22 protein-coding genes, 2 pseudogenes and 1 other annotated feature are annotated in these 24,862 nt (G+C 53.9%); of the genes and pseudogenes, 18 read left to right on the forward strand and 6 right to left on the reverse strand.

What is annotated here, in order from left to right; translation table 11 throughout:
* Positions 1 to 109: 109 nt before the first annotated feature.
* The 7 genes from ACI5FR_RS07205 to ACI5FR_RS07235 all read left to right on the forward strand — a co-directional run bounded on the left by ACI5FR_RS07205 (position 110) and on the right by ACI5FR_RS07235 (position 5,394).
* The gene (locus tag ACI5FR_RS07205) at positions 110 to 223 is read left to right on the forward strand and encodes an MYXO-CTERM sorting domain-containing protein (RefSeq protein WP_405452321.1); all 114 of its coding nucleotides are present in this window, start codon (positions 110 to 112) and stop codon (positions 221 to 223) included.
* 152 nt (positions 224 to 375) lie between these two features.
* Entirely contained in the window at positions 376 to 825 is a 450-nt protein-coding gene (locus ACI5FR_RS07210; RefSeq protein WP_405452324.1) for an NUDIX domain-containing protein, read from the forward strand.
* Between the two features lie 70 nt (positions 826 to 895).
* On the forward strand, positions 896 to 1,591 hold the full coding sequence (locus ACI5FR_RS07215; protein WP_405452326.1) for a DUF421 domain-containing protein: 696 nt from the start codon (positions 896 to 898) through the stop codon (positions 1,589 to 1,591).
* A 61-nt stretch (positions 1,592 to 1,652) separates the two neighbouring features.
* The gene (locus tag ACI5FR_RS07220; protein ID WP_405452329.1) at positions 1,653 to 1,928 is read left to right on the forward strand and encodes a WGxxGxxG family protein; all 276 of its coding nucleotides are present in this window, start codon (positions 1,653 to 1,655) and stop codon (positions 1,926 to 1,928) included.
* 149 nt (positions 1,929 to 2,077) lie between these two features.
* Complete coding sequence (locus ACI5FR_RS07225; RefSeq protein WP_405452332.1) at positions 2,078 to 2,218, forward strand: hypothetical protein; 141 nt, start codon at positions 2,078 to 2,080, stop codon at positions 2,216 to 2,218.
* Positions 2,219 to 2,387: 169 nt separating this feature from the next.
* Entirely contained in the window at positions 2,388 to 3,302 is a 915-nt protein-coding gene (locus ACI5FR_RS07230; protein WP_405452335.1) for a hypothetical protein, read from the forward strand.
* An 80-nt stretch (positions 3,303 to 3,382) separates the two neighbouring features.
* Positions 3,383 to 3,637 (forward strand) — a binding site (T-box leader).
* A 77-nt stretch (positions 3,638 to 3,714) separates the two neighbouring features.
* Complete coding sequence (locus ACI5FR_RS07235; RefSeq protein WP_405452338.1) at positions 3,715 to 5,394, forward strand: glutamine--tRNA ligase/YqeY domain fusion protein; 1,680 nt, start codon at positions 3,715 to 3,717, stop codon at positions 5,392 to 5,394.
* 1 nt (position 5,395) lies between these two features.
* Here ACI5FR_RS07235 and ACI5FR_RS07240 read toward each other — a convergent pair whose 3' ends face one another.
* Positions 5,396 to 5,905 (reverse strand): hypothetical protein, encoded by a 510-nt coding sequence (locus tag ACI5FR_RS07240; RefSeq protein WP_405452341.1) that lies wholly within the window; start codon positions 5,903 to 5,905, stop codon positions 5,396 to 5,398.
* Positions 5,906 to 6,127: 222 nt separating this feature from the next.
* Between ACI5FR_RS07240 and ACI5FR_RS07245 the strand changes: the two genes are divergently transcribed.
* The 6 genes from ACI5FR_RS07245 to ACI5FR_RS07270 all read left to right on the forward strand — a co-directional run bounded on the left by ACI5FR_RS07245 (position 6,128) and on the right by ACI5FR_RS07270 (position 14,675).
* Positions 6,128 to 7,369 (forward strand): Gfo/Idh/MocA family protein, encoded by a 1,242-nt coding sequence (locus ACI5FR_RS07245; RefSeq protein ID WP_405452343.1) that lies wholly within the window; start codon positions 6,128 to 6,130, stop codon positions 7,367 to 7,369.
* Complete coding sequence (locus tag ACI5FR_RS07250; protein ID WP_405452346.1) at positions 7,350 to 8,414, forward strand: alpha/beta hydrolase family protein; 1,065 nt, start codon at positions 7,350 to 7,352, stop codon at positions 8,412 to 8,414. Before ACI5FR_RS07245 ends, ACI5FR_RS07250 begins: the two co-directional genes overlap by 20 nt.
* A 160-nt stretch (positions 8,415 to 8,574) precedes the next feature.
* A complete protein-coding gene (locus ACI5FR_RS07255) occupies positions 8,575 to 9,549 on the forward strand; it encodes a LacI family DNA-binding transcriptional regulator (protein WP_405452347.1) in 975 nt (324 codons plus the stop codon).
* Between the two features lie 69 nt (positions 9,550 to 9,618).
* Positions 9,619 to 10,968: an ABC transporter substrate-binding protein gene (locus ACI5FR_RS07260; RefSeq protein ID WP_405452350.1), complete on the forward strand. Its 1,350-nt coding sequence runs from the start codon at positions 9,619 to 9,621 to the stop codon at positions 10,966 to 10,968.
* A 24-nt stretch (positions 10,969 to 10,992) separates the two neighbouring features.
* A complete protein-coding gene (locus tag ACI5FR_RS07265) occupies positions 10,993 to 14,298 on the forward strand; it encodes a carbohydrate binding domain-containing protein (protein ID WP_405452353.1) in 3,306 nt (1,101 codons plus the stop codon).
* Positions 14,299 to 14,420: 122 nt separating this feature from the next.
* On the forward strand, positions 14,421 to 14,675 hold the full coding sequence (locus tag ACI5FR_RS07270) for a hypothetical protein (RefSeq protein WP_405452356.1): 255 nt from the start codon (positions 14,421 to 14,423) through the stop codon (positions 14,673 to 14,675).
* Between the two features lie 10 nt (positions 14,676 to 14,685).
* Here the strand turns inward: ACI5FR_RS07270 and ACI5FR_RS07275 are convergent, their stop codons facing one another.
* Entirely contained in the window at positions 14,686 to 15,132 is a 447-nt protein-coding gene (locus tag ACI5FR_RS07275) for a sensor histidine kinase (protein WP_405452359.1), read from the reverse strand.
* A 13-nt stretch (positions 15,133 to 15,145) separates the two neighbouring features.
* A pseudogene (locus ACI5FR_RS07280) lies at positions 15,146 to 15,543 on the reverse strand (response regulator transcription factor); the annotation flags it as partial.
* Positions 15,544 to 15,656: 113 nt separating this feature from the next.
* Here ACI5FR_RS07280 and ACI5FR_RS07285 point away from each other — a divergent pair.
* Entirely contained in the window at positions 15,657 to 17,312 is a 1,656-nt protein-coding gene (locus ACI5FR_RS07285; protein WP_405452362.1) for a copper amine oxidase N-terminal domain-containing protein, read from the forward strand.
* Between the two features lie 284 nt (positions 17,313 to 17,596).
* Positions 17,597 to 19,522: a PAS domain S-box protein gene (locus tag ACI5FR_RS07290; RefSeq protein ID WP_405452364.1), complete on the forward strand. Its 1,926-nt coding sequence runs from the start codon at positions 17,597 to 17,599 to the stop codon at positions 19,520 to 19,522.
* A 33-nt stretch (positions 19,523 to 19,555) separates the two neighbouring features.
* On the opposite strand, the gene ACI5FR_RS07295 is transcribed toward ACI5FR_RS07290, so the two are convergent.
* Positions 19,556 to 20,032, reverse strand: a complete 477-nt coding sequence (locus ACI5FR_RS07295; protein ID WP_405452367.1) for a YqeG family HAD IIIA-type phosphatase — start codon at positions 20,030 to 20,032, stop codon at positions 19,556 to 19,558.
* 130 nt (positions 20,033 to 20,162) lie between these two features.
* On the opposite strand from ACI5FR_RS07295, the gene ACI5FR_RS07300 reads away from it, so the two are divergent.
* Both ACI5FR_RS07300 and ACI5FR_RS07305 read left to right on the forward strand, forming a co-directional pair.
* Positions 20,163 to 21,284 carry a Gfo/Idh/MocA family protein gene (locus ACI5FR_RS07300; RefSeq protein ID WP_405452370.1) on the forward strand — a complete coding sequence of 374 codons (1,122 nt, stop codon included), beginning with the start codon at positions 20,163 to 20,165 and terminating at the stop codon, positions 21,282 to 21,284.
* Complete coding sequence (locus tag ACI5FR_RS07305) at positions 21,274 to 22,077, forward strand: sugar phosphate isomerase/epimerase family protein (RefSeq protein WP_405452373.1); 804 nt, start codon at positions 21,274 to 21,276, stop codon at positions 22,075 to 22,077. The genes ACI5FR_RS07300 and ACI5FR_RS07305 overlap by 11 nt, the downstream gene beginning before the upstream one ends.
* 6 nt (positions 22,078 to 22,083) lie before the next feature.
* Here the strand turns inward: ACI5FR_RS07305 and pdxR are convergent, their stop codons facing one another.
* A complete protein-coding gene (gene pdxR / locus ACI5FR_RS07310) occupies positions 22,084 to 23,526 on the reverse strand; it encodes a MocR-like pyridoxine biosynthesis transcription factor PdxR (RefSeq protein WP_405452376.1) in 1,443 nt (480 codons plus the stop codon).
* A gap of 223 nt (positions 23,527 to 23,749) precedes the next feature.
* Here pdxR and ACI5FR_RS07315 point away from each other — a divergent pair, with 223 nt between their 5' ends.
* On the forward strand, positions 23,750 to 23,959 hold the full coding sequence (locus ACI5FR_RS07315) for a hypothetical protein (protein ID WP_405452379.1): 210 nt from the start codon (positions 23,750 to 23,752) through the stop codon (positions 23,957 to 23,959).
* A 96-nt stretch (positions 23,960 to 24,055) separates the two neighbouring features.
* On the opposite strand, the pseudogene ACI5FR_RS07320 reads toward ACI5FR_RS07315, so the two are convergent.
* A pseudogene (locus tag ACI5FR_RS07320) lies at positions 24,056 to 24,625 on the reverse strand (MerR family transcriptional regulator); the annotation flags it as partial.
* Between the last annotated feature and the right edge of the window lie 237 nt (positions 24,626 to 24,862).

A 24,862-nucleotide genomic window follows, 5' to 3' on the forward strand; every position in this document is an offset into this window, starting at 1 on the left:
CATCCAAGGGCAGTTGACATATTTATGTGTTCGCCCCGCACCATACACCCATACACAATTCGTCTTACTGCATAAATTGGCATTATCTCTTGTGAAGGAGGAGAAGCTAATGGGATTCGGAGTCGGAGGAGTAGGTTGTTCTTGCGGTGGATTCACTAGCGTAGGGGTTATCCTTGTGCTCTTCATTTTGTTGGTAATTGTACTTCGCGGTATTTTCATCTAATGCAATCGCCAACTGAGCATTCTCCCATCGGAGTAGTCGGTTCCTAAGAACCGGCTACTCCTTTTTACTGGAAATCCCTTCCCCGCTTAGCGGTTCCGAGTTATACTTGTGGTTTGTTGTACATATTCGGACGAAGGCGAGGGAAGTAAGGCGTGGAAAACAACTTGATTCGTGTACGCGTAACGGGGCTGTTGATTGAAAATGAGGAAATCCTGCTGGTGAAGCAAAAGGTCACTTCGGAAAGAATGTGGTCCCTGCCGGGAGGAAAACTGGAGCGCGGCGAATCGCTGGCGGACGGGATCGCGAGGGAAATGAGGGAAGAAACCGGACTTGAAGTGAAGGTGGAGCGGCTCCTTTACGTTTGCGAGCTTCCTGAGGCGGATCCATCGGTCGTTCATCTTACGTTCCTGCTAGAAAAAGTGAGCGGACACTTGACCTTGCCCTCTAACGAGTACGAGACTACTCCCATAAACGATATCCGGATGGTTCCGATCCACGATCTCGGTGCCTATGGGTTCTCTCAGCGATTCATCGACCTGATAGTAGCCGGTTTCCCGGAGGCGGGGAGTTACCAGGGGCATAAGCGAAACATCGGTCTGTGAGTCCGGCTTCATCCCCCCGCTAAACGGGTATTCTCTTGTAGAGAATTCTATGGAGATAGAGGGTGTGGATATGGATTACTGGTTGATCGCCGCGAAGCTTGTCACCGCCTTTATCGCCTTGTGGCTGATGACCAGGCTGCTCGGCAAGAAGGAGATTTCGCAGCTGACGCCGTTCGATTTCATCTCTTCCCTGATGCTCAGCGAGTTGGTGGGCAACACGATCTATGATCGCGAAGCGCATTACGCGATGCTCCTCTATGCGCTTGCCGTATGGATGGGCTTGTCATTGGCGCTCGAAAAAATCGTACAGCTGCTGCCCTGGCTATCCGTGCCGTTAAGCGGCAGACCGGATATCGTCATCCGTGACGGCAGTGTCGATGAGCGCGCGATGAAACGCAATAAGCTGGACATGCACCAGATCGGCATGCTGCTGCGGGAGCAGAGCGTGTTTAGCGTGAAGGAGGTGGCCTATGCCATCTTCGAGCCGAACGGCAGCTTGAGCGTGATGAAAAAGCCGAATGCCGACACCCCGACCCGGGAAGAGCTGCGCTTGCCGGACAAGCCGATCGAAATGCCGGTAATTCTAATCGATCAAGGATATATGGAGCGGGATGCGCTACAGGAGATCGAGCGTGACGAAACGTGGCTGAAGGCCTTGCTTCAGGAACAAGGAGTGGAGCGGATTCGGGATGTGTACTACGCGGAGTGGTCGGAGGCGGAAGGGCTGCATTTGCAAATGAAAAAAAGGTGCGGAACGGTCACATAGTTCATGAAGAATTGGGGATACCAAGAAGGTAGTCCAGCCGATGAAGAAACGAGGTGAAAAAATGAAGAAGAAAATGCTGCTATTCCTCCTAGTTGCTTGCCTCACCTTCAGTTTTACGGCCGTTTACGCTAGTGCGACTGCTACGAGCGAAGCTGCCGGTACTACGGCGACAAGCACCTATGACATGGCGACGGGTACGGGCGCGTACGGTACGACCGGCACCAACTACCGGACAACCGCTACGACGGATGGTACACGGTCCAATTGGGGTTGGTTAGGCCTGCTGGGTCTGTTCGGCTTGACCGGGCTGAGAGGCCGGAACCGCGAGCGCACATAACCGGAATGAAGCGAAATAACGTCTGCTCGAGTGCAGACGTTTTTCTTTGTTCGGAGGTTGGAAGATATTACGCCCAAGATTCCGGGTAAGCCCAATTCAGATAAGGGTATCCTATGCATGAGAATTACATCAGCTATGAGGTGAGGTACATGCCAAAGGGAATGAAAAAGAATGAAGGCAATAAATACAATACGAATCCGAACTATGCGGCGCAAGTTCTGAAGAACCATGAGGTTCACCCGGCACAAAACAATCCGCGTGAAAGCGACGATACGCCGCGCCATTCGTAAGGGGCAGACACCGCGAATAACCCAGCCGACAAGGGCCGGGTTATTTTTTTGATTTTCAAAATAGGCCAATGAATCAGGAACAAACATCGTGCCAAGGACAATCATCCATCCATAACAATGTTAAATCTTGACATCAAATCAATTTGTATGGAAAGAAGGGATGATTGCTGTGGTCAGAAGGCTTACGCTGACCGAGCGGGTCAGCAGACTGGAACGGCCCGTTACGGCGAGAAGAATTGCCGCAAGAGCGGTCACGTCGTCGAAAATAGCTCCAAGAGCCGTAACGTCGACTAAAATAGCTCGAAGAGCAGTAACGGCAAGCAAAATCTCATCCAATGTCATACCCGCGCTTGTGTCCAATCCGAGATTCAACCGGTCCGTCCAAGAGGTATTGCCCGAGCTCATCGCGACTCCAGCCTTCGATAAAGTTGTCCGTTCCGTACTGCCTGAACTGATCGCCCACCCCACGTTCGATAACGCCGTACGGGCCGTATTGCCCCAGATCGTGGCTACTCCTTCCTTCGCGCAAGCCATTCAATCGGCGAGAGTCGCCGCTTCGCCTTCAGCCGGCCCTCCAGGGCCGGGTGGACCTCAGGGACCCGAAGGCCCACAAGGATCGCAAGGCCCTCAGGGGCTTCAGGGTCAATCCGGACCGCCGGGGATTGTCGACGTTCGGTTCTCCGGCAGCAATGAGGCGGTGGGCTTCACGAATAACGAAGCTGCGGCGGAGCTCACTTTGCCTCCTATCGAACTCTTGGCGAATCAGGTCGTGAAATTAGACGCATTCGCCAATGTAAGTATGAGCGATGTTCATGAGTACTCCGTGAACAGCAACTTATCCCGAAATTCGAACGACATCGTCGCGTCGGATAATGATGCGATCACTCAAGAAGCGAACGTACCCAATCTAGTGGAAGTCTCCGCGAGTACGGTGATCTCCTGGGTGGATAACCCCGGACCTGGCACTTATATTTACGGATTTACGATAATTGCATCGGCTCCTGCCGGAATAGCCGAAGGTTCCATTAACAGCCGAGGGCTTACGGCCACAATCATTCATGTAAGCCCAAGCGAGACGAGTTAAGTCGTTCGTTGATTTGGATCGGTTATAGAAGAATACCCGTTTACACGATTGGGTAAGATTTGATATTATAGTAGCCAAATTCAAACGCGTTGATGAGAAGAGTAAGGGAAATCGCTTTTGCACAGAGAGCTCCAGCCGCTGAAAAGGAGCCAAGAGCGTTTCCCCGAACCAAGCCTCTGAGCAGCACGCCGGAACCTAGGACGGGGGATGGCGTGACGGGAGCTCCCGTTATTGAGCTAGAGTATAAGCATGGCCCGCCATGCCGTACTTGAAGAGGTTAATATGGCGACATATTAATGAATCTGGGGTGGCACCGCGAAACTTTCGTCCCCAAGACTTAAGGTCTTGGAGGTGAAGTTTTTTTTGTTTTGCACGGAACGGCCAATAACCCATTCATTAGGAGGCGCCGACAATGGCTATGGAACAGGAGCATACGACCGATCATTTTCTATATAAGCTTATTCGCGAGGAGCTGGAGAACAGTCCATTCAGCCGGGAGATGTGTACACGGTTCCCGCCCGAGCCTAACGGCTATCTTCATCTCGGAAGCGCCTATGCCATCCACACGAACTACACGATGGCTCGTCGATTCGGCGGAACATTTCATTTACGATTGGACGATACGAATCCTCTCAAGGAAGACCTTGAATACGTAAATGCGATCATCGAGGATATCCGCTGGCTCGGCTACGATCCGGGTCCGCATATCTACTACGGCTCGGACTATTCACATGAGATCTATGAGGCTGCCGTCACCCTGATCAGGAAAGGGAAAGCGTACGTGTGCGACCTCACACCCGAAGAAATCTCGGAGTATCGGGGGACGTTGACCGAGCCCGGGCGGAATAGCCCGTATAGAAACCGTTCTTTCGAGGAGAATCTGGAGCTCTTCGCGGGAATGAAGCGCGGCGACTACCCCGCGTCGTCCCGAGTGCTTCGAGCCAAGATCGATATGGGCTCGCCCAACATGAATTTGAGGGATCCGGTGCTTTACCGAATTCTCTATGCGGAGCACTACAGGACGGGCAATGAATGGTGCATCTATCCGATGTACGACTTTGCCCATCCGATTCAAGACGCCATTGAGGGCATCACGTATTCCTTATGCTCCATCGAATTCAAGGACCATCGCCCGTTGTACGAATGGGTCCTGCAGGAGCTGGAGATCCCGGAGCCTCCGCGGCAAAGGGAGTTCGGCCGGCTGAACCTGACGGGCGTCGTGACGAGCAAGCGGTTCCTAAGGCAGCTGGTCGAAGGGGGCTATGTGGACGGCTGGGACGATCCGAGGTTGCCGACGCTTCGAGGAGTTAGAAGAAGGGGCTTCACGCCTGAGAGCATCCGCAGCTTCATCGAGGAGATCGGCAGCATCCGAACCCAAAGCACGGTGCACATCTCGCTCCTGGAGCATTGCCTCCGGCAGGATCTCAAGGAGCGGACGGTTAGCGTCATGGCCGTTTTGCAGCCGCTGAAAGTCGTCATCACCAACTACCCCGAAGATGTCGTGGAACTGTTGACGGTTGAGAACAACAAGGAGAATGAAGCGATGGGGAGCCGAAAGGTGCCTTTCTCAAGAACGATCTACATCGAGCGGGACGATTTCGAGGAGCAGCCGCCTGAAGGGTTTCACCGGCTCAGTCCGAATACGGAGGTCCGGCTGAAGGGCGCCTACTTCATCCGATGCGAAGAAGTGATCCGCGATCCCGCTACAGGAGCCATATCAGAGCTGCGTTGTACGTATGACCCGCTCACGAAGAGCGGTACGGGATTTGTCGGACGCAAGGTGAAGGGGACGATTCATTGGGTTTCCGCCGATCACGCCGTAAGAGCAGACGTTCATTTGTACGAGAACCTGCTGCTCGATCAAAGCATTCCGCAGGAGGACGGCGGGGATTGGACGTATACGCTCAACCCGGACTCGCATGTCCTGCTCCAGGATGCACGGTTGGAGCCTTTCGTACTAGACGCCTGCCCGGAGCATCGATTCCAATTTTTCCGGCATGGTTATTTTTGCGTGGACTCCAAGTCCACGACCGGCGACCGGCTCGTCTTTAACCGCATCGTCCCGTTGAAGGATACTTGGAACAAGCGGTGAGTTACGGCCTAGATACCGCAGCTGCAACTTCTTCTTCTTCGCTAAGTACGCCCAGCCTGAGCGTCCTCTCCACGGTGCAAGTGCTGATGAAGGGCCCTTCCAGGTGAATCCCGTGCACCGAAGCTTGCGTCAGGGGATCTCGATCGCGAGCTAGCGCGATCGCCCGGACGGCCTGGGTGATGTTCTCGGAGGAATTGGTGATGACAGTCGGATAGTAGGTCGTGACCCCTTCGTCCCAGAGCGCCCGGGTCATCCGCTCTGTCATGCCCTCCGGGATCGGCAACGTATTGAAATCCATCCCTGTATAGCCGTTCAACTGAAGGTCGATGAGGCCAGGGCCGATCCAAGGCAGGCTGCCGGTCCTTCCGTCGATGCCGGATAAGGGGGAGCCATATGGTTCGATAGGCGGGATAGGCTCGATCGAGGTGATAAAGCCTTCGCGGATCCCAATCTCGATGGGCTCGCCCGTTCGATAATGAAGGCCGCGCATGACCGTATCGTTAGCAGGCATCACGGACACCTCCAGCCTTCGCCTTAGTCGAGGCAACCTCGGGGTCGAACATTCGGTTCATGCTGCATTTCATGCCATTCCCATACCTTTCCAAAAAAATAATGTTGAGCAAGGATGAAAAACGCCATTGGAAATTTGAAAGCGCTATGATACACTAGCGTAGAAATCGATTACTATCTTGTACACACCTATAGTTACCATTAATCAGGAGAGGAGTCAAGCATGAAAACAGTCGTCTTGGTAGGAGCAGGCGGGCGGGCGCGCGCTATGTTTGCATTGCCGTTTGTCCATGAGCTCAAAGGATCAGTCCATTTCGGAGGCATCTATGATCCGAATACCAGCCGGGCTAAGGCGCTCAGCGAGGAATGTGAGGGCGTGCCGATCTATGATGATTTTGACACGATGTTGCAGAGCGTTCGGCCAGATACGGTCGTCGTAGCCAGTTCAGATTCTACCCATCACACCTACATCATAGCGGCTATGGAAGCGGGCTGTGACGTGATTTCCGAAAAGCCGATGACGATCGACGCCGAGAAATGCCGGGAGATTCTCGACACGGAGAAGCGAACCGGCCGTTCGCTCAAGGTCACGTTCAACATGCGGTATGTCCCGTATGTAGCCAAGATCAAAGAGCTGCTGCTGCAGCGGGTGATCGGCGATGTCCACCATGTCGCGCTGGAATGGTTCCTGGACCGGTCGCACGGTGCGGATTATTTTCGAAGATGGCATGGGCAGATGGAGTACAGTGGAGGACTGCTCGTGCACAAATCTACCCATCACTTCGACATGGTCAACTGGCTGCTGGACCGGCATCCCGAGGAAGTGCACGCCTTCGGCAAGCGGGTCTTCTATGGCCCTACCCGCGAGAAGCGGGGACATCGCTGCCTGACATGCGAACATAAGTCCGATTGCGAGTTTTATTTCGACATCTCAAAAAATGAGTTTGTGAACCGCTACTATTTGCAAGCCGAGCAAGAGGATGGCTATTACCGCGACCAATGCGTGTTCGGCGAACGGATCAACATCTACGATACGATGTCCGTCCATGTCCAGTATGCAGGCGGGCCTCTGCTGACGTATTCTTTGGTGGCATTCAGTCCGGTCGAGGGCTGGAAGGCTACGCTGCAGGGTAGTTCCGGCCGAATGGAGATCAGCGACCAGCATCAGGAGCAGGATAGCGCGCTCAAGATCAGGATCACGAGACCCAGCGGAGAGACGGAGGTGTACCGCGTACCGATCGCCGCCGGTGGGCATGGCGGCAGCGATGAACGGCTACGCCGGATGCTATTCGTCGGGGATGTGGCGGATCCGCTCGGCCAACAAGCCGGGAGCTTGTCGGGGGCCATGTCACTCTTGATCGGTGCCGCAGCCAACGTCTCTATCGCGGAAGGAAAGCCGGTTAGCATCTCGGAGCTGCTAGCTCCGTCACTAGGGAGGCAGCCCGATGGCGTACGAGCAATATGAGGATCGGATTCGTCTGCCCAAGCAGACGGGCGAGAAGGTGAACCAGACTTCGCCTTATTGCGACTTCGTCTACTACGAGTCGTCCCGTACGCCCGGAATCCAGCTCGCAGCCCGGATCTTGAAGCCGGCCAAGCCGGGTTATATCCTGGCCGGCACACATGGCTGGCATATGGGGATTCGCGGCTTCACCCCTATGGATCAACCGCAGGATGAGAGTGCGTACTTGAGGGTCGAGGTCGATATGCGCGGCAGACCCCACTCGGAAGGGGAGGCGGACTGCAACGGCTGGGAGCTGTACGACATCATCGATGCCATCGACTATGTCCGACGCCATTATGCGGAGTATATCCTGGATCCGGATATCGTGTATTTCGAAGCGGGCAGCGGCGGCGGGGGCAATGCGCTATCGATCGTGGGCAAATTCCCCGACACCTTCGCAGCGGCTACGTCCTTATGCGGCATGTCCGACTATGCCCTCTGGTATCGTCAGGATGAGGTCGGGGAATTCCGCGATGAATTGGACGTATGGATCGGGTGCAGCCCGGAGGCGAATCCGATGGCGTATGAGTCGAGGAGCGGGCTGACAACGGTGGTCAATTTGCAGACTCCGATCTACATCGTGCATGGAGAGGCGGATTCCCGCGTGCCGTCGGAGCATTCCAGAAAGTTCGTGGCCCGGGCGGCTGATGCCGGCAAGGGCAGTCTGGTGCGCTATCGAGAGCTGCCGGACGTAGGGAAGCACGGTCATTGGGGCGGCGCGACCGAGGAGATGCTGGCGCTTATCGCAGCCGAGAGCGAGGAGCACCGGCAGAAGCACCGATCGCCCGTAGAGTTGGCTGTTAAGGGAAGATTGACCGTAGCCGGCTACATTTTCACTCGCCGATTCTCTGTCGTGCTCGATTCGATCGATAAGGTGGCCACGCTCGTTTACGATCTGGATATGGGGGCGGTCGAGCTCTACTGCGAGACGGAATGCGAGTATGCGTGGGCGTCAGGGGACGACTCGTTCACCCGCAAGGCGATACTGTTGCAGCATGAAGCGTGAAAATTCTCCATAGGACCGTTAACGTGGTGAATTTTTTTATGCCCATTACTTAAACGTTTACTTAAAAATCTTTAAATCGGATTCATTTAATTAAATATTGTAAAGACATACTAGCTGTACTATACTGAACGTAAATCGCAATTCAAGGAGGCGCGTGGTCATGGTTACGATCAAAGATATCGCAAGAGAGGCTGGCGTTACCTTCGTAACCGTGTCCCGTGCGTTGAATGACGAGCCCGGTGTAAGTGAAGAGAAGCGCCAGGCCATTAAGAAGATCGCCGATCGGATGAATTACGTGCCGAGTCTGGCGGCCAAGAAGCTGGCGCAAAAGCAACCAAGCATGCTCGGAATGATCTGGCCCAAGTTGAAGGGGCTGTTCTTCTACGACTTAAGCTTCGAGATTCAAAAAGAAGCGGCGCGGCGCGGGCTGCAAGTGATTTTCTCGATGGCGGGGCCTGATGAAGCGATGCGCACGTTCAATCGCTACTTCGTCGATTATGTCGTGTACTGGCGGCCGGATTGGAATCCGACCTTGGAGTTCCTGCAGGAGAAGGAGAAATTCCGCGGGGAGATGCTCTTGCTGGGCGGCTGGAGAAGCGAACGGGCCCATAGCCTCGCGATTGACAGGATCGGGGCGGTGCGGAATGCCGTCGGCCACTTGGCGGACTTGGGCCATCGGAGAGTGGCCTTCATCGGCCAGACGGATCTGCACAAATTCAACGGATACATGCAGGGGCTTGCCGCGTTCAAGCTCGATTATCGTCCCGAGTATATCCTGGATCCGACTGATCCTTCCTTTAAGTCGCAGCTGACGAACATGATGGGGCATGACGAGAGGCCCAGCGCGATCGTAGTAGACAGTCAAGGCAGCTTGTTCCCTACGACTCGATTGCTTCGGGAGCTGAATATTAGAGTGCCGGAGCAGGTGTCGCTTGTCGTATATGACGATATTCCGGAGCTTGAGGCGTCTGACGTGCCGCTGACGACAGCAGGGCCGTCCATCGAATATTTGGCGAAGCGCACGTTGGATATTTTGACCCGGGAAGCATCGGAGAAGGAAAAGGTTAGATGGGTGGAGGAAGAAGTAGTATGTTCCGTTTCGATGAGAGGCTCGACGATTCCTTGGAAGGGTTAGCGGGGTTGATCTAGTCTCTCTTTTTTAAAGTGAAGAAATCGATTACTTAACCTTGAGAGGAGCAGTTCCATGAAAAAGGGAAAATACTGGAGTTTCTTGATCGTGCTCGTCATTCTAAGCCTCTTGTCAGCTTGTTCGGGCAACGGAGGATCCTCTACCGCCCCGAAGGCGGAACCAAGTCCAAGCCCTGCAGCCAATCCGCCGACACCGTCGAATGAACCGGCAGAAGTCGTGTTTTATTCCAATAACGGCGATCCGGTCGAGAGCTTTGATCTTCGATTCGGCAACATGCTGCGCAAGAAATTCCCCAACTACACGATCAAATACATCATGAAAGGCCCTGGCACGAACCTGCCAGAATTGATCGCGTCGGGTACCCGGTTTGATATTTTCTTCCAGACGATTGGCAATTTTGAAAATTATGCGTTTGGCAGCGATATTCAATTCGATATGTCCGACTTGGTATCGAAGCACCAGGTGGATCTATCCCGGATCGAACCTACGATTGTCGAAGCGGTGAAGCAAGCCTCGGGCGGGAAGCTCTACGCCCTGCCGATCTACAATAATAATCTGGTCTTGTACTACAACAAGTCGCTGTTCGATAAATTCGGCGTCGAGTATCCGAAGGATGGCATGACGTGGGACCAGATTGCGGATCTGTCCAAAAGGCTCACCCGGGTCGACGGTGGAACCCAATATGTGGGATTCGCCCAGTCTCCGGCACACTCCGTTCGCATGATGCAGCTTTCTGTGCCTTCCGCCGATCTGAAGACGGATACCCCGACGATCAATTCCGACGATAGATGGAAGCGCTTTTTTCAGACGGTATTCCTGGATCCCGTACAAGACTCTAATTTGCAGAACATGATGAAAACTACGAACAAAGCGCCGATCATTGATGATTTCGTAAAGGCGAAAAACATAGCGATGATCAATTATGTATCCAGCCTTGCCACCGTATGGGAGGAGCAATTCAAATCGATGGAGTGGGATATGGTATCGATGCCGACCTTCAAGGAACTGCCGGGCGTAGGCTCGCAGGCGTACCCCAGCTACTTCGGCATTACGAAGATGGCGAAGCAGAAGGACGCCGCCATGGAAGTGCTCAAGTATATGCTCTCGGACGAGTTCCAGACGGAGCTGGCCCGGATCGGCACGATGCCCGTCTTGAAGAGCGAAGCGGTACAGCAGGAGCTTGGCAAGAAATCGGTCTTCAAGGATAAAAACTGGAAGTCGGTCTTCTACAACAAATTCGCCGCCATCCCGCCCAAAGCGTCTTACGAAGCGGATATCGCCGGAATCTATGCGAGCTATGGGACGAAGATCCAGATCGGCAGTGTGGATATGAATACCGGCCTGCGCCAGGCGGATGAGGATGCCAAGAAGCGCATAACGGACCTGAACGCGGCAAAGAAATAACCATTTTCATTGGAGGGTCGACAAATGGCAATCACCCTGCGCAAGCTGCCGACTTTTGTCCTAGTCCTACTTTTGGTTGTGTCCACCTTGTCCATCCGGCCGCAGCAGGCCGAGGCGCTGCATGTGAATCCGAACTTATTGCAAAATGCCGGCTTCGAACAATCGACTGGCGGAGTGCCGGAATCATGGAACGCCATCGGCGGATGGGGCGGCTCGGCGGTCACCCTTTCCTCGCAAGCGGCGCGTACCGGGCTGGCCGGGGTGACCGTCCAGTCCGGTTCCCTGACGAATCCCTGGGTCTCCCAGGTCATCCCGGTGGAGGCGGGAAGCACGTATGACTTTTCCGCCTGGTTCAAGACGTCCGGCGTTCAAGGCAAGGGTGTCGTCATTAAGGTGGAGTTCTATAAGGGGACGCAACCTACCTCCGCCAATTGGGTTTCTGGCGTATTCGGGCCTTATATTCGCGAGGTGACCGGAGATTGGCAACCCTATTCCTTGCGTCTGACCGCCCCGGAAGAGTCTGTCATTGCCGTTGTATATTTGCGGCTATGGGGGACGGGGACGGTGCAGTTCGAAGATACTTCCGTTCGACTGGCCAATCTGACCCTGACAACGGATCAAATCGTTTATTACACGGATCAAACGCAAGGGAATGTGCGGCTGAGCACTCGGTTTACCGATCATGATTACGCCGGCAAAACCGTGGCGGTTCGCGTATCCGATGCCGTTTACGGCACGGTCGTCGCTTCCGTGTACGGGTTGCCGGCTCAGCCGGAACTGGCAATCGCCTTCGATCCTTCCGTCATGACCCCGAATACAGCCTATGAGGTAGAGGCTATTCTCTATGGACCGGATGCGTCGGTATGGGAGGAGGAGTCCTCCCTTATCTACCGGTGGGCCCGGCCGGCGACGCTGCCCTCGGTAGGTGTCATTCAATCCGGAGGCGAGCCCTTCTTCCCGGTAATCGCTTATCATGCCAATGTGAATCAATATGATCAGCTTCACCAGATCGGCATAAATACGGTGCAGGGGCCACAAACGTCGTCGATAGCGGATGTCCGCAGCGCGATGGACGCTGCCCAGGCGAGCGGGCTTAAAGTGCTGTTCCCGCTGTACTATTACGCGAACGTTACCAAGGACTATGAGAAAATGCGGATGTACGTGGAGGAATTCAAGCACCACCCGGCTCTGCTGGGCTGGATGATCATCGACGAACCGAGCGGTAACTCCGTCTCCGTGGAGCAGGTCACGGATGCGTATACGCTCGTGAGAACGCTGGATTCGATCCATCCGGTGTACATGGTGGAGGGCGATCCGCTGCAATATGGGAATTATGCCCGAGTTCCTGACATATTCACAGTGGATGCATATCCTTTGCCGAATTACCCGATCACGAATGTCGGGGATCAAGTGCGCGATGCGAAGGAAGCGGCGCGTGGGGGCAGGCCCGTATGGTCCATTCTGCAGACGTTCGCCTATCCACCGCCGTCGGCGTGGACCTACTTGCCTACAATCACAGAAGTGCGCAATATGTCCTATCAATCGTTGCTCGCCGGGGCGACAGGGCTTGGGTATTATGCCATCAATGATCCGGGCTGGAGCTTGCCTGCGTCGGAGCTATGGCCGGGGCTTGTAGCCTTCAAGCCGGAGCTGGAGCTGATCGGACAGTTGGCGCTTTCGGCTCCTATAAGTCAATTCAGGGCGGGCGGTGTGGAATGGGCGATCTGGAACAGCGGGAGCAGCAATGGCGAGCTGTACGTCGTCGCGCTGAATGAGACGAACCAGGGAAAATCGGTCTCGATTCCGATGCCTGTCACCGGCTATGAAGCGGAGCTGCTGTACGGGGATTTGCCTTCGTCATTCAGCAGCCCGTCGGCACAATTGAACGTAGAGCTAGGGGCATATGACACGCATATATATCGCTTGACCCCTTTTGCCGACATAGCCGATCAAGCTGCTGGAAGGCTGCTGCAGGATGAGTCGTTGTCGACACAGCCGCACTGGTCGAACAAAACCGCACAGTTGATCGCGAGAACCCAGGAGGTCGCCGACCGGTTAAGCGGGCTGGTTCCTAATTGGAATATCGTGGTATCGGATGTGATGGACTTGATCCAACAGGCACAGTCGCTGAAGGCGTGGGTGGAGGAAAAGCCCTCGCATACACTAGGCGGTGACCGTGAGGACATGGTCGACGCGCTCCAGCGGTATTTGGACGCCATTATGCCGCTGGCTGGGTCCCAGATCGGGATTGAGCTGGAGACGGAGCCCGACGGCACGGTCCTGCTCGGGGATGCGTCGGAGATCCATGTGACGGTTACGAATAGGGGGGCGAACGCGATTACGAATGCGGCAGTGACGATCCGGTTCCCCGATTCGTTCCAGCTGGCGCCTATTACGGAAGTCGTGGGCAGCCTGATTCCCGGCGGGACGTACAGCAGCACCTCCTCCTTTATCGTCCCGGCCAGTGTAGGTGAAGCTGACTATGGCGTAAGCGGGGTTGTGGACTTCGAATACGGCGACGTAAATATGGCGGCAAAGTCGATGACGAGCATTCGTACAATGCCGTTGATGACTGTAGAGCTAAACCCGGATTCTGTTTTGTTGTCGGGGCCAGATCAAGCTTCTTTTCAAGTCGAATTGACTAACAGGGCAAACCATGCCATAACAGCTGAGCTGTTGCCGCAAGTCGCTCCGCTGCTTGGCGTGAATATACCGGGAGCCGTCAGCGTAGCAGCCGGAGGAAAGGTGACGGTTCAAGGCTCGGTGTATTTGAACTCGAGCACGGCGATAGACGGCATGTACCCGTTAGGCATTCAGGTCAAGGTCGGCTCCTTGACGTTCTACTCCCCGACTCTGAATGTGAACATGAGCCGGAACCTGGTCAAAAATCCGGGATTCGAGACGGCTGCGGGCAGCGGTGCGGCGCCGGCGGATTGGAATATGAGCGCAGGGTACTGGGACACGGAGAGCGTGCATGCCGGCCTGCACTCGGTGCGACTGTCGCCTAGCAGCACGAACGGCAACAATTTCGTCTCCTCGTCGGTCATCCCGCTTGTTGCTGGGCGAAGCTACACCCTATCCGGTTGGACGAAGCACGAATCGTCAGCAGGACAAGTGCTGCTAGGCATGCGCTATGCCAATGCAGCGGGCGCGACGATATCCTACCAATGGCTGACCGTGCCATCCAGCTCGAGCTGGATGTATCGCAGTCTGCCTCTCGTCGTGCCCGCCGGCACCACACAAGCCTATGTCCAGTACAGGATGAACCAAACCGCGAACGCTCCGGCTTGGCTCGATGACCTTACTCTAGTGGAGAATGTGACTCCGTAGCCGGAAATGGCGGCGCAGGGATGAATCCCTTAGCGCCGCCATTTCGTCATTTTGGGACAGCCTCTTGTTAAGCATTGGGCAGACTAATTTTTAAAAGATAACTGAGCGAGCGGGGGACCACTTTGGACAGGGACAACATCCACAACCACGAATTAGACTATCGGGACAAAAGTAATAACAAAATCGCTTCGTTCCTCATCTTTCTCGCTTGGGCGGTAGTCGTGATCGGGTTGATTCTCCCGTTTTTCCCGCGTGCCGACGACACTCGCGTCCCTTTTTTCTCAACAGTAAGCGTCTTTGTTTTGATTGGAGCTTTTTTGCGCGGCACTGCCGAAATCATCAAGCTGTTGCACAGTATCAACAAAAAGCTTAAGTAATGGTGCAGGTCTACGGCAGATGTACATAGAACGAAGTCGTCTCATTCGGCACGGTCTTCGCGTAAAGCTTGCCCTTATGCTGCTCCACAATCGATTTGGCGATAGCCAAGCCGAGGCCGTAGCCGCCATGCTTGCGGGAACGGGACGGATCGGCGCGATAGAAGCGGTCGAAGATGCGATCGAGATGCTCGGGCGCAATGCCTTGGCCGGTATTCGTTTCGGTAAGCAGAATATCGTGATGCCGCTTGGCCAGCGTAAGTGAGATCGAGCCCTTCGGGTTCGTATACTTGATCGCATTGTCCAACAGAATCATCACCACCTGCTTGAGCTGCTCGCTGTTGCCGCGTACGAACAAGTCCGGTTCGATCTCGTAACGGAATGTGAGCTCTTTCTCGAAGATGACGGCTTCCATCGTAAGGATGACGCTTTCGACCGCATCACTCAGATTTATGTGCACGTAGAAGGTCGTTGGTGAGGTTTTTCCACAGGAACGAAATGTACACTTCCACGTTGTTATGCTCGACCTCCGTATCGAAACCCCATAGCTTCTCGATGATCTGCTCCTTGGAAGTCACCGAGTTTCTCCTCGTCATCAGCAGCTCCAAGAGCTCGCTCTCTTTCAGAATCAGCTTGAGCTCCTTCCCGTTGCAAGCGAGCTTGTGATTCGTCGTATTCAATTCGACATCTCCGACCTTGAGCGAATCCTCCGCCACGACCTCGCCCTTCCGTCTAAGCGCCGCCCTGATTCGGGCAAGCAGCTCCCCTGTCGAGAAGGGCTTCGCTACGTAGTCCCCGCTCCGTAGTCCAGCCCGGAGATTTTGTCAGAGGTCTCGCCCTTGGCCGTCAGCAGAATGACAGGGCTGGAGATCCATTTAGAAAAGAGGAGATTTTCGCTTCCTGTCGAATAATTCTAGTTTTGGATAGAGATTAGCATTTAATGGGAGAGGGACAGGTGAGTCTATGAAGAGACCGCGTTGGAAAATGAGTTGGAGTAAAGTATTGTTTGTAGCCTTGTTAGTGATTCTTGCAAGTTGTCAGGCCGTAGGGGGCTTCGATGTAAATAAAGCATTGGTAGAAGCCGTGGTCGCGAAATCGATGGAAGGGAAAGGCGAATTCGCACTCCATCTTGAGATGGACGAGAAAGCGCAAATGGCGCCTGAACAACGGGCGATGCTGAAGGTTTTCGAGAAGATGACAGTCAGCCTCGAATCGATCAAAATGGAGAGCAGCGCGCGAATGTCCGTGAAGGGGACAGCCTCGATTGCGAGTTACACGATCCCGTTCGAAGCGGGTGTGACCGAAGAGCAAATCGTGCTAAAGGTCGATGGCGGCAAGAAGCCGATCGTGTTCAATCTGAAGGACCAATCAGCTTCAACCGAGATGGAGCCTTTTCTCACGGAGCTTCAGAAGAAGTTGAGCGACGGCGAATTGTCGCGCGGCATCATGTCCTATTTCATCAAGCAGCTGCCTAACCCAAGCAAGATCAACGTAGAAAACGTGAGCGAGCTCATCCATGGAGAGACGGTATCCTTACATAAGCTGCATAGCGAAATTACGGGCAAAGAACTGCTGCCGCTGGTGAAAGCTTTTGTCAAAAATGTCCTGAAGGATGACGAGTCGCTCAAGGAGCTGATCGGTCAGCTTTACGATGCATTATACCCGATAATCGCGGCAGAGCTGGAAAAGGCCATCAAGTCGGTGCCGGAAGAAGTGGAAGGCATGGATGAGGAAGGCATGGACGAAGAAGAAATGGATTTATACTACGTGGACGAACTGACTCCGTACAACAGCAGTCCGATAGGCCAAGTCAAAACGGTCATGCAGCCGATCGTGACGGGGATCAAAGCGGTGTTGGACGATCGTGACATTGCGATCGAAGTGATTCATACGGAAGTGAAGCAGTTGTTCGTCATTGCGCTAGTCGCCCTGGAAAGCACCGGCAAGGAAGCTCAGAAAGCTCTGGACACCGCATTCAACCAAGATTCATGGTTCAAGACGGATCTCTTCTTCGATAACAGCTTCAAGCTGAGAAAGTCGGACACTTCCATGAAGATCGCAGTGCCGCCGCAGGAGAATTCCGGGGGAATCGCCTCCGTAGGCATCACGATGTCCATGGAGAACTGGAACGTCAATGGTAATGTCAAGGCTGATTCGATCCCGATGCAAGGGGGAGCGTTCACCTTCGATAAGGGAATGAAACCGGCAGATCTTCTGCAAAATTTCGACCCGAACTCGGCCGTGTACCAACTGCTGAAAAAGGACCTCGGGATTGCCAAAATCTCGCTGCCTCTGTTCCTGGGCACCGGTGAATATGTACCGAATCGACAACAGCCTTTCATCGAGAGAGGCGTCACAATGGTCCCGATCCGATTTATCGCCGAACGATTGAATGCCAAGGTGGAATGGAATTCTACCGATCAAACGATTACGGTGACGGATCCGCTGGCTTCTCGAACTATTGTTCTCCGGGGAGGCAGCAATATTGCTATCGTGGATGGGAAGAGCACAGCAATGGAAGTTGAGGTTCTCATTCGGGATGACAATAGCTTCGTACCGCTGACCTTTATCGTAAACCAATTAGGCGGCAAAACAAGCTGGAATGAAGCCATGCGCACGGTAATCATTACAAAAGATTAATGGGTTGGGTATCCAACCGACAGGAAAATTGTACGGGGAGAGCGGGCCGGCTATGGCTTGCTCTCTTTTTCATATTGCCAATCATTTCACGATTAGGACGGATTCAGAAACGCGACTATTGGGTATTACAGCTTGAAGTAGCCGCCCGTACACAGCCAGTAGACAGTCCGGAACCGTTGCGAATGCAGTCGAAACGGATCGTTCGGTTCTCAAAATGTATCGCGTATTTGGGGAGGATTCGCTCTACGACTGTTGTATAATAGTCGATGGAGGAGGTGCAAAACATGCAGAATACGGACGTAATTAGCCAGCAAGCCCTATTCGAACATGTATTTAAGAATGCTTCGATCGGGATCGTTCTGATCTCATTGGACGGCAAGTGGATGAGTGTGAATCCCTCGGTATGTAAAATATTCAAGTATACCCATGAAGAGATATTGGCGCTTGACGCGTCAGATTTCATTTATTCCCAAGATGCCGGCAAGAGTGAGCAGTTGGTAAGCGAATTATTCGAAGGACTTACTTCTTCCTACGAACTCGAGAAGAAGTATACGCTCAAAAACGGCGAAATTTTGTGGACGTCCATTCATGTCTCGCTCGTTCGGGATGAAGACACGGGGAAACCTCAATACTTTATCTCGCAGATTATAGATATTACGAAGAGCAAGGTGGCGGAACAAAAGCTGCAAGAAAGTATTGAGCGTTACACTTCGCTCAAAAAGTACAATCACGACGCGATCATCTCCTTTGGGCTGGACGGCACGATCATTAACGGCAATCGGATGGCGGAGCAGCTGACAGGCTACACCATTGAAGAACTGATCGGTTCGAGCATCTCCTGGATCATCGGGGATCGCAATCTGGTCAATGTCTTGTCCGCCTCGGAGGATTTCACCGCGGCTGAGCAAGATATCAATTATATCAAACACAAAGAAGGTCTCGCGGTGGAGGTGTTGGCCACCCTCGCGCCGATCATCATTCACGGCAGCAATGTGGGATTCTACTTGATCGCCAAGGACATGACCGAACAGAAGAGGCTGATTATCGAGAAGGAAGCGGCGGAAAAGACGAATAACGCGAAAAGCGAATTTTTGGCCATGATGAGCCATGAGATCCGCACGCCTATGAACGGCGTAATCGGGATGACCGATTTGCTGATGGAAACGTCGTTGGATGAGGAGCAGCAGGAGTACGTTCAAATTATTAAAAAGAGCGGCGATACGCTCCTTATGATCATCAACGATATTCTGGACTTTTCCAAAATAGAAGCCGGCAAGGAAGTGTTGTCGGAGGAGCTGTTCAGCGTGAGGGGGATTCTCACGGAGGCGATGAATACGATTTTGCCGAAAGCGCTGGAGAAAAATCTGGAGATCACGACTTCCGTCAATCCCGATGTGCCCACCCTGGTGGTTGGCGATGTTACGAAAATCAAGCAAGTGCTTATGAATCTTCTCAGCAATGCCATTAAGTTTACCCCGAATGGAGCGATCACGGTCTCTGTTCAACGGCTTATGCAGGAACAAGGGATGGTGCGTCTACTGTTTACGGTCCGCGACACCGGTCTCGGAGTGCCTAAGGATAAAGCCGCAAGGTTATTCGAACCGTTTTTTCAAGCGGATAACTACATGACCCGGAAAGTGGAAGGGACCGGATTGGGACTCGCGATTTGCAAAAAGCTGGTTCAACTGATGGGCGGCGAAATCTGGTACGAGCCTAGCACCGATCACCCGGGGTCGGTTTTTAAGTTTACGACGAGCTTACAAATCGGAGCCCATCCGGGCAAGCAGCAGGACGACGCCTCGGCCAATCCGGAGAATCTCGCCGATAATACGCTGAAAATTCTGATCGCGGAAGATAACGAAGTGAATCACATCGTCTTGAAAAAAATGGTCGAGAAGCTGGGCTACAACTCAACGGCCGTGCTGAACGGACAAGAGGCCGTGGAAGCGTTCCGGCGGTACCCGTACGACATCATATTCATGGATGTCCAGATGCCGGTGATGGACGGGTTAGCCGCTACCAAGCTCATAAGAGAGACGCTGTCCGCGAGTAAGAGTCCGTATATCGTAGCGGTGACGGCCCATGCAATCAAGGGCGACCGCGAAAAATACTTGGCGGCGGGCATGGACGAATACGTCAGCAAGCCCATCAGCATCGAAGCGATCTCGGAAATTATTGCGAGATCGCTAAGACATAAGAGCCCCCTTTAGTTTGCAGGCGGGGGACGAGTGGATTACATCGAATCACACTCGAAGCACTTTGACCATCAATCGTTTGATGGCGCCGAGAAACCGGGGTTTGGTCCAAGAAGGCGAGACGAAGATCGTATACATTCCCAGTCGGTTGCCGCCCCATAAGTCAGTAACAATGCCATTGCCGATCACCGCGGTCTCCTTCGTATGTGTGCCGAGTACCTCCAGAGCCGCGAGAAACGCTTTTTTCCTCGGTTTAGTCGCCCTGAACAGCGCCGGAATCTCCTGAACGAGCTCATTACCCGCCGCGGGAGGTTTACTGTTCGAGACGATGATCAGCTTGATGGGGTAACGAGACTTGAACGTTTTCAGCCAGTTCATCATCGAATCCGTCGCGGACACGGAATTCGCCGGAATTAACGTATTGCTCCAATTGACGATAATGCCTTTGATGCCTGCCCGCTGCAGCGCGTCTCCGTCCAAGTCCTCCATGGACCGAACGATAAGCGACGGCTTGAAAATACGCATGAGCTTCCTCCGTGATGTTCTATCCGTAAAGTGGTTGGTCCTGATTCGCATATAGTTTTCCATTTCTCACATGTTTCATTCCGGGCCCGGAAATTCGAGCGTAGGAGGAATTCCACTGGCGGTTCGCGAAATGAGTTTGGGAATAAAGCTGAAGCGGGGGGAGCCCATGGGGAGCAAAATCAAGTTGGGTATCGTAGGATGCGGCATGATCGCCCAACATCATCTCAAGCACGCGATGGAGTCCGAGCACATTCTAGTAACGGCGGTTGCCGATATCCGGGAGCAGGCGGCGCGTTCGACCGCCGACAAATTCGGGATTCCCACCGTATACACGGATCCGGATGAGCTCTTCGCCAACCCGGAGATCGAAGGAGTCGTACTGGCCCTGCAAACGAAATACCGCACGGAGCTTGCTCTGAAAGCGTTCGCGCAGGGCAAACACGTGCTGCTGGAGAAGCCGGCCGGTATGAATGCGGAAGAGGTACGCCGGATGATCGAGGTTAGAGGAGAGCTGATCGCCGGATGCTGCTCTTCCCGGTTCCGGTTCTTCGATTCGGCGCGTGCTGCGGCTGAATTCATCCAGACCGGCGCGCTCGGAGACATCCGGGTCATCCGCTGCCGCAACATCGCTCCGGCCGCACCTCCGAATGCTCCTCCTCTGCCTTGGCAGTACAGCAGAACGGTGAACGGCGGCGGCGTGTTGGCGGACTGGGGGGTCTACGACCTGGATTATATCCTCGGCATTCTGGGTTGGACGCTCCAGCCGGAGACGGTGTACGGCCGTAAATGGAACGTCGCTCCGCCCTATGAATCGTACATTGCGCCGGAGTCCGACGCCGAGACGCACGTAGTGGCCATGATCGGATGTTCGGGCGGCGCCGTGATCCACTTCGAGCGGGGAGCGATGATACCGGGAAACCGTGAACATGCGTGGCAAATCGTCGGCACAAAGGGAACGCTCGACTTGTACTTGCTTCCTTCGGAGGAGAAAGAAATCGTTTTCCACGAGGCCGTTACGGAGGAAGGGGTGGTCCGGCATACGATCTGGAAAGGCGCCGATACTTGGTCCGGCGTTCACGCGGGACCTATATCCGATTTCGCCGCCTCGATTCGGGATCGCCGACAGCCCGGGACGAATCTGGAAAATGCCTGGACCATTCAGTCCATCATCGACTCTATCTATGCGTCATCGGACACGGGCAAGCTTTCGATAATAGCTGGAAGAACGGGGGGCATGTTCGATGAACATTAGCGGATACAGCTCGAATTTGTACGGCTGGGAGGAGCGCTATAAAGCGGACGGCCGGGATTCGTCTCTGGACGCGATCCTTAGGGATTGTGCGAAGGCGGGGCTGGATGCCGTGGAGGTCGCTCCGAGGCACGATGCGGTCGCATTAACTCGGGCGTATGGTCTGAGAATAGCCGCGATGTATGTGGGGCTGCCTCTTCATGAACCGTTCGAGTCGCTACGGATAGACGAAACCGTCATAACGCCTGCGAGAAGGTTCTCGGAAGCCGGGGGCACCGACCTCCTTCTCAACGCAAACCCGAAGGGAGAATGGGCTAACCCGCAGCAGAAGACGGAGGAGGAGCTTAAGCGGCAGGGGGACAATATGACCCGCATCGCACGGTTCATGAGTCCGCTGGGACTCAAGGTTTGCATGCATAATCATGCTGCCGCTTATACCAAGGCGGAAGGGGATCTTCGCTCTGTCATTGATTATGCCGACCCCATCGTCGGGCTTTGTGTGGATACCGGATGGGCTCACACGGCCGGACACGATCCGCTCGAGTGGATGCTTCGATATCCGGACCGCATCACCGCCCTGCACTTAAGAAATCAATTCGGCTCCACGCCTGCCGAGGATTTGCTCGAGGGGGACATTGACATGTCCAGGCTGATCGGTACTCTGCAGAAGATCGGATACTCCGGTTGGATCGGGATGGAGCTATGGCACCCGCCCAAGACGAACCCTCAGCGCTCGATGTTGGAAGACGTTCAGCGGTCGGTTCAGTATTTGAAAAACTTGGTCCATTCGTTATAGTATCGCTTACCGGGGGGCGAGCGTAGTACGCAGAGCTTCGGCGAATTTCCGGATGCCCGTCTCGATCTCCTCTTCCCGAGGCCGGGCATACGATAACCGGACATACCCGGACTCGGAGCCGTACACGCTCCCTGGGACGAAGAGGACGCCTTGCTTGATGCCCTTCTCCAGTAGCTCGTAATCGCCTACCGGCTTGTTGACCTTGCACCATAGATTCAAGCCTCCGTTCGGCAATTCAAACGTGATCTCCTCGGGGAGCTCTCGGATCAGCGCATCCACGAGGAGATCCCTCCTGTGCCGAAGAGAGAGGCGAAGTCCATCCAAGTGACGGGCCAATTCGCCCGAATTCAAAAAATGCGCTGCGATCCATTGGGGAAAGATGCTCAGCCCGAAATCCATTTGTTGCCGGGCATCGGCCAGCCGGTGGATCACCGATTGCGGGGCGACCATCCAACCGATTCGCAGGCCGGAGGCGGCTATTTTGGAGAGCGATCCGACATAGATCACCGTGCCGCCATGATCCAGCGTTTTGAGCGGCATCGGGGGATCGGTTTCCAGAGACGTCATGCTGAAGGCGTCGTCTTCGACGATCGGGATGCCCAGCTGTTCGCAGCAGGCGACAATTTCCAATCTGCGGGCAGGTGCCAATACCGTACCGGTAGGGTTCTGGTAATTCGGATTCAGAAACACCATTCGAATTCGATGCTGACGATATAGCGTTCGAATCTCCTCCGGGTTCACACCATGCTTGTCAACGCTCAGCCCGAAGAGACGCAGACCTGCGGATTGAAACATGGGCAGGGAGTAGCAATAGGACGGATTCTCGATCGCGATGGCATCGCCCGGACTCAGCAAGCATTGCGTAATCAAGTACAACGACTGCTGCGATCCCGACGTGATGAGGATGGATTCATCGGTGGCTTGAATTTGCCGATACGTCCGCAGGAACGAAGCCAATTGCACGCGCAGAGGGGCGTATCCTTGCGGATCGCCATAACCGAGCGTCTCTTCGAACGGGTGCTGTGTCATAATCGTCCGGACCGCTTCATTCGGCGCCAATTCCGGGGCCAGCTCGCCGCTCGCGAAGTTTATGTGGTTCTCCCCGCTCTGAATACTTTCCCGGATCCTTCGCATGAACGGCAAGTTCGGCAAGAAAGTGCCGCCCTCCACATAACGGCTCCAGTTCGGCACAGACAACGGAGTCATCCCCCATAGATGTTTGCTAACCCGGGTTCCGCTCCCGGGCACCCTCTCAATGACACCCGAAGCGCGAAGTTCATCATAAGCCTGGACCGCCGTACTCCGATTGATCCCATATTGCTCCGCCAGCTTCCGTTCGGAGGGAAGGACGCTTCCCGGCGGCAGTTCGCCAATCGAGATCCGCTGCTCGATATGCTCCGCGATTTGCCGATATAGCGGTTTATTCGTACTGCGCTCCGGCTTCCACATCGGCCGACACCTCGTTTCTAGACTGGACAACACTCACTCTCAGTGTACCAATTGCTTCTGGGAGCGGTGAGCGGGGGTTGCGAACACTCCGTGACGAAATTGTTGCATTTCAATGAAAAGTGGATGGGGCAATTCCCGTCCAATTGGATGGTCCCATATGGAGTCTGTCCAACTATGATGAATTTACAACGATACGGGCTAAGAAGAAAGGGAGGCCATAACAATGGTATCGACTTCGGTTATTTTGATCGCGGTACTGCTACTTATAGCCATCGCAGCGACGATAGCGGTAGGGATGTCCAAGGAAAATCGAGAAGGGAATCCCGATTACGAGAAACGAACGAAAGGCAATTGGACCCGTCTCACGCTGCATTATGTCATTACCGGCATTGTTGGTGTAGTAGCGATCATTGTATTCGTTACATCGAGATAGGGGATCCCACGTTCGTACAAAAACGGCGTTGCTGGATTGCGATATCAGAAGAAATAAAGATGCAGCAGCCACCGACGTCGGCGGCCTGCTGCATCTTTATTTGTTATCCGCGTTTATAGCCATCGCATCACGCATGAATTCGGCTAGACCGTCTCCGAACTGGTCGATACTTTTCGTGAACCGGTCGTCTTCTACATACAACTGTCCTAATCCTTTGAAGGCTTCGAGCGAGTAATGATAGTCGCCGCTATTCAAATAACTATACCATTCGCTTATAGCAGCTTGAGCTTTTTGCGATTCTGGAGCAAGGTTGCGAACGGAGGCGAGTTTCTCGTAAATCCCAACCATTTTTTCAGCCATCCCTTTTTGTTCCTCTTTGGATAGGCGCTCGATTACATAGGCGACTCTATCAACAGCTTCGTACCCCCAACGCTCTCTGGCTTCCTGCTCGTAAGGGTTATGGCCGAAATCAAAGCCTTCAAATCTTTCTTTGGTGGACATTCGAATTTCTCCTTTCGTGTGCCGGATCGTCTTATCGATCGTTCTGATCATTCTATCAAGCCGCTCGCGTTTCTCCAGCATCAGCTTCCGATGCATCTCCAATGCCTCGATTCGATCGAATGACGGATCGTCGACGATCTCTTTGATTTTTTTCAATGGGAGGCCTCATCGGGGAAAGACCTCCTTCAAAACTGATAATAACGTATACCGCAACGTGAGGGTCAATACCTTGTTAATCGTAAAAAATACCATGCGTGTCATAAATAAACCAATATACAGTAATTTAGCCGATTGATTATGATGTTCTTGTAAGCGTTTACCATAATCCGAGAATGGTTTACAAGAGGAGGGATGGCATTCCAAAAAGCCTGCAAAATGATTCCATTCACAAAAAAAGAAGGA

It is taken from the genome of Paenibacillus sp. HJGM_3, assembly GCF_045062745.1.
GTDB lineage: Bacteria > Bacillota > Bacilli > Paenibacillales > NBRC-103111 > Paenibacillus_AA.

Coding starts and splice junctions, on each gene's coding strand:
- ACI5FR_RS07205 (WP_405452321.1), top strand. CDS start 110: ATGGGATTCGGAGTCGGAGGAGTAGGTTGTTCTTGCGGTGGATTCACT.
- ACI5FR_RS07215 (WP_405452326.1), top strand. CDS start 896: ATGGATTACTGGTTGATCGCCGCGAAGCTTGTCACCGCCTTTATCGCC.
- ACI5FR_RS07220 (WP_405452329.1), top strand. CDS start 1,653: ATGAAGAAGAAAATGCTGCTATTCCTCCTAGTTGCTTGCCTCACCTTC.
- ACI5FR_RS07225 (WP_405452332.1), top strand. CDS start 2,078: ATGCCAAAGGGAATGAAAAAGAATGAAGGCAATAAATACAATACGAAT.
- ACI5FR_RS07235 (WP_405452338.1), top strand. CDS start 3,715: ATGGCTATGGAACAGGAGCATACGACCGATCATTTTCTATATAAGCTT.
- ACI5FR_RS07240 (WP_405452341.1), bottom strand. CDS start 5,905: ATGCCTGCTAACGATACGGTCATGCGCGGCCTTCATTATCGAACGGGC.
- ACI5FR_RS07245 (WP_405452343.1), top strand. CDS start 6,128: ATGAAAACAGTCGTCTTGGTAGGAGCAGGCGGGCGGGCGCGCGCTATG.
- ACI5FR_RS07250 (WP_405452346.1), top strand. CDS start 7,350: ATGGCGTACGAGCAATATGAGGATCGGATTCGTCTGCCCAAGCAGACG.
- ACI5FR_RS07255 (WP_405452347.1), top strand. CDS start 8,575: ATGGTTACGATCAAAGATATCGCAAGAGAGGCTGGCGTTACCTTCGTA.
- ACI5FR_RS07260 (WP_405452350.1), top strand. CDS start 9,619: ATGAAAAAGGGAAAATACTGGAGTTTCTTGATCGTGCTCGTCATTCTA.
- ACI5FR_RS07265 (WP_405452353.1), top strand. CDS start 10,993: ATGGCAATCACCCTGCGCAAGCTGCCGACTTTTGTCCTAGTCCTACTT.
- ACI5FR_RS07285 (WP_405452362.1), top strand. CDS start 15,657: ATGAGTTGGAGTAAAGTATTGTTTGTAGCCTTGTTAGTGATTCTTGCA.
- ACI5FR_RS07290 (WP_405452364.1), top strand. CDS start 17,597: ATGCAGAATACGGACGTAATTAGCCAGCAAGCCCTATTCGAACATGTA.
- ACI5FR_RS07295 (WP_405452367.1), bottom strand. CDS start 20,032: ATGCGTATTTTCAAGCCGTCGCTTATCGTTCGGTCCATGGAGGACTTG.
- ACI5FR_RS07300 (WP_405452370.1), top strand. CDS start 20,163: ATGAGTTTGGGAATAAAGCTGAAGCGGGGGGAGCCCATGGGGAGCAAA.
- ACI5FR_RS07305 (WP_405452373.1), top strand. CDS start 21,274: ATGAACATTAGCGGATACAGCTCGAATTTGTACGGCTGGGAGGAGCGC.
- pdxR (WP_405452376.1), bottom strand. CDS start 23,526: ATGTGGAAGCCGGAGCGCAGTACGAATAAACCGCTATATCGGCAAATC.
- ACI5FR_RS07315 (WP_405452379.1), top strand. CDS start 23,750: ATGGTATCGACTTCGGTTATTTTGATCGCGGTACTGCTACTTATAGCC.